2 protein-coding genes and 2 pseudogenes are annotated in these 4,373 nt (G+C 35.6%); all 4 read left to right on the top strand.

Annotated elements, in window-relative coordinates; genetic code table 11:
- Window positions 1-110 precede the first annotated feature (110 nt).
- Window positions 111-1,943 (top strand): annotated as a pseudogene (locus ATS71_RS19280) (DEAD/DEAH box helicase family protein); the annotation flags it as partial.
- Window positions 1,944-2,648: 705 nt separating this feature from the next.
- Window positions 2,649-3,149, top strand: a complete 501-nt coding sequence (locus ATS71_RS19275; protein WP_327078264.1) for a restriction endonuclease — start codon at window positions 2,649-2,651, stop codon at window positions 3,147-3,149.
- A 42-nt stretch (window positions 3,150-3,191) separates the two neighbouring features.
- The gene (locus ATS71_RS17800) at window positions 3,192-4,001 is read left to right on the top strand and encodes a hypothetical protein (protein WP_058405996.1); all 810 of its coding nucleotides are present in this window, start codon (window positions 3,192-3,194) and stop codon (window positions 3,999-4,001) included.
- 43 nt (window positions 4,002-4,044) lie between these two features.
- Window positions 4,045-4,373: pseudogene (locus tag ATS71_RS17795) on the top strand (transposase); the annotation flags it as partial.

Genomic DNA, 4,373 nt, shown 5'->3' with positions numbered 1-4,373 from the left:
ATCTCTCCCATCAGCAAGAAGCAATCAATGCAGTTGTTGGTGTATTTGAAGGGCAAGAGTCATTTCAGTCAAACTTCACCGTTGCTGATAATGCTTTTACCAATGAACAAATGGACTTCTTTGCTCAAAATAACGATATTGGCCATGCTAATGCGTTAAGTTTGTTGCCAGAAGAAATATATGAAAATACCCGAAATGTTCAACTGCTTAGTGGTTTAGAGCAAACTGAAAATGCGAAGCAGGCATTACCAAGTTTAGATTTTTCTATTGAAATGGAAACGGGTACAGGTAAAACCTACGTTTACTTAAAAAGTGCTTTTGAGCTAAATCAGCGCTACGGGTTAACAAAATTCATTATTGTTGTGCCTTCAGTCGCCATTAAAGAAGGTGTTTATAAGTCACTACAAATCACCGAAGAACATTTCAGAAAAGACTACAAAAATGTTCAGTATGACTACTTTGTTTATGATTCATCAAAGCGTGAACAAGTACGTAATTTTGCGACCAATGATTATATTCAAATCATGGTGATAAACATTGATGCCTTTAGTAAATCATTCACAGATCCTAGCAAAGAAACAAAAGCTAACTTAATACACCGTACAGATGACCGTTTAAACGGTATGAAGCCGATTGAGTTTATTAAAGCAACTAATCCCGTTGTATTAATTGATGAACCGCAATCAGTGGCGTCTACTGCGAATCGTAAAAAAGCAATAGCGAGCTTAAATCCGTTATGTACTTTCCGCTATTCTGCAACCTTAACTGAAACCCATAATATGCTTTATAAGCTTGATTCTATCGATGCTTATGAGCGCAAATTAGTTAAACAAATTGAAGTTGCTTCATTAGATGTTAAAGATGGTAACAACCAAGCTTATATTAAACTTATTAGTGTTGATAATAAGAAATCACCCATCTCAGCAAAGATAGAAATAGATGCTCAAACTAAGCAAGGTAAGCTGCAAGCGGGTAAACAAATCACTATTAAAGATGGCAATGTGAATGATTTATTTCAGTTATCAGGTGGTCGCAGTGTTTATGAAGGTTTAGTGATTGATGAAATCTATTGTGAGGAAGGTAATTCATATATTGATATCAACAATGGCGAGCATATTATTTATGTTGGACAAGCTATTGGCGAAGTTGACCAAGATGCGTTTAAGCGTATTCAAGTAGCTAAAACCATTGAAGAGCACCTAGAAAAAGAACTTAAGTTTTATCATAAAATAACAACTGGAGCTGAGCAAAAAGAGCATGCACAACTACTCAGTGAAAAAGGCATTAAGGTATTAAGCTTATTCTTCATTGATAAAGTCGCTAACTATCGTGGTTATGCCGAAGGCGGCGTGCCAGTAGCGGGTAAGTTTGCAGTTTGGTTTGAAGAAGAGTTCACTAAGTTAGTTAAAAAACCTAAATATCGTATTTTATATCCAGATATTTGGGATCAGGATGGACAACGCTATGTTGTAAATGACCAGGCACTCAAAGAGCTTGCTAGTGAAGTACATGATGGTTACTTTGCACAAGACAAGAAAAAAGATGCCTCAGGTAATCCACTTTTCGCTGATTCTAAAATAACTAAAGGTGAAGGTGGTAAAACTGCTGCTGATGAATCTGCATACAATCTAATAATGAGAGATAAAGAGAAGTTACTTTCACTTGATAGAAAGTTACGCTTTATCTTCAGTCATTCAGCGCTTAAAGAAGGCTGGGATAATCCTAACGTGTTTCAAATCTGTACGTTAAATGAAACTATTTCTGAAAATAAAAAGCGACAAGAAATTGGTCGTGGTTTACGCCTAGCAGTAGATCAGTCAGGTGAACGTGTACCTTATGGTTTTGAAGTTAATACCCTGACCGTTATGGCAAATGAGTCTTATGAACAATGGGTTAAAACACTTCAAGATGAAATTGAAAAAGAAGAAGGGATAAAGTTCGGTNCAGTAGTTTCTCATCAGTTTTCCAATATTCCTGTCTCAGGTGAGCATGGTGAAAAAGAGTTTTTAGGTGCTAGTAAGTCTGAAGAGATCTATAACCACTTATTGGATCATGGCTATATTGATAAAAAGGGCAAGATTCAAGATGCATTAAAAGCAGATATTGAAACAGGGAATGTTAATCTACCTGAATCAGCAAAGCCTTATTCTGAAGCCATTGTAGCGACATTGACTAAAGTTGCTAAAGGCTTAAGCATCAAAAAGCATGAAGAAAAGAAAACAGCTAAGTTGACTGAAGATCATGACGGTAAGCAAATTGTTTTAGGTTCTGACTTTAAAGCCTTGTGGGACAAAATAAAATACAAAACAACTTATCGAGTTAAATTTAGCCAAGCAGTGCTTATTGAAAATTGTATTAAAGAAATTAGAGCTAATGTGGCAGTTGCCAGCGCTAAATTTGAATACAAAAAAGTAAAAGTAGCTGTAACTGAAGCAGAACTAGAAGCTTACGATGAAAAAACGAAGATTCAATATTATCGTAATCGTAACTTTAAACTTCCTGATATTGTTACCTATTTAGCTGAGCAGTCTAATTTAACACGCCAAACAATAATCGATATTTTATTAGGTATTGAAGATAAGTTAGAAGCATTTAAAAACAACCCACAAAAGTTCATTGAACTAGCTGGTGAAGTAATAAAAAAACAAATGCGTTTAGCGATTGTTGATGGCATCAGCTATCAACGTATTGGTGATGATGAATATTATGCTCAAGAGCTTTTCCAAGAAGAAGAGTTAACGGGTTATCTAAAGGATATGGTTGAAGCTGAAAAATCAGTTTATGACTATGTTGTTTGTGACTCTGATACTGAAAAACTATTCGCAGAAAAACTTGAAGGTGCTGAAGACGTTAAGCTTTATGCCAAGCTACCCGCTTGGTTTAAGATTGATACGCCACTTGGTAGTTACAACCCAGATTGGGCAGTATTAATTGATAAAGATGATGGTCAGGGTGAACAGCTTTATTTTGTTGTGGAAACTAAATCAAGCATATTCTCTGACGATATTAGAGCATCTGAGCAAGCTAAGATTAACTGCGGCATCGAGCACTTTAAAGCCTTAAGTAAAGACGTTAATGGTGAAGAGCTAGATAACCCAGCTAAGTTTGTTAAAGCTGACAACTACGATACATTTTCTACTCATCTTTAGAAGTAGATGTTTAAATAAACCAGAATAAAATTAAGGAAGATTATGTTCATCTTAATTATTTTAACTTTAGTTTCATTAGCTTTTCCGCCTTTTTGGGTTGTGGCAGTTTTATATGCCATATATTTATTTGCTACAAAAAAGAAAAGGCGAAATAAAATTATAATCGAAGAAATAGTTAAAATGATAATTACAGGGCAGAAATATAATGAAGCAAATATAACATTTGCTGACGCAAGGGCATTTTCCAAAGCTATGGGCGGCGGAGTAACTACAAGTGCATCCGGGGTTAGCGCTATGTCTGAACCACATTCGTTTAATATGGATTATGAAAATATAAACTATACAATTATTTTTTTGCGTAATAAAAACTTTTCTGGAACATGTATTTTAGTATCCAAGGTACCAGAAACGTTAGATGAACTATTTGAAAAAAAGAAGGAAGATAGTAAGCAACCTAAGCTTTCTCTCGATGATATTCTGCAAGAGAGATATGGGGTAAAAAAAGCTGAAAGGCCAAAGCGACTAATTGATTTAGTTAATAAACAAGATGTGTCAAAACTTGGATGTTTTTTAAACGCTCACGATGAGTTAGTAGCTGTTGCTAAAAACAAGCCTATTAATGACGATTTAATAAAGATGGCATACGGATATGCAATACGCATGGTTGGTGCTGGTTTATATATACAAGGGGTGATTGATAAATCAACGTATCAACAAATTCACAACTCTTTTAAGCACCAACAAGCAACTACAAAGCAAAGTGTAGAGTTTCAAGAAAACGCCTGCTCACAAGCTATAGAGTTAGTTCTATCTTATGACTGTAGTGGCATAGTTAATTTGGCCACCCATTAAGAAAGAAATGTTATGCTCTTTGCATACAAATTTGGGTGAAAAAATGACGAAATTAAAACGCGCAACGTATTCTGCGGCAATCAAATTAGAAACAGCTCAGCTTGTAGTTGACCAAAGTTATACTCAAGAAGAAGCAGCCAAAGCGATGGGGGTGGGTAAATCAACCGTCAGTAAGTGGGTTACTCAATTAAAGCAAGAGCGGAGTGGCCAGACACCATCTGCTTCGCCAATGACGCCCGAACAAATTGAAATCCGCGAACTTAAAAAGCAAATCCAACGCATTGAATTAGAAAAGGATATATTAAAAAAGGCTACCGCTCTCTTGATGTCCGACTCCCTGAACAATTCTCGTTAATTGAGAAACTAAATCAA

The sequence above is a fragment of the Pseudoalteromonas sp. H71 genome, from assembly GCF_001468485.1.
GTDB lineage: Bacteria > Pseudomonadota > Gammaproteobacteria > Enterobacterales > Alteromonadaceae > Pseudoalteromonas.
Note: the sequence above shows the minus strand (reverse complement) of the source record. Positions and strands in the feature narration are given on the sequence as shown.

What these genes read in the sequence shown, in the direction of transcription:
- ATS71_RS19275 (WP_327078264.1), top strand. Translation starts at nt 2,649, where the DNA reads ATGCGTTTAGCGATTGTTGATGGCATCAGCTATCAACGTATTGGTGAT.
- ATS71_RS17800 (WP_058405996.1), top strand. Translation starts at nt 3,192, where the DNA reads ATGTTCATCTTAATTATTTTAACTTTAGTTTCATTAGCTTTTCCGCCT.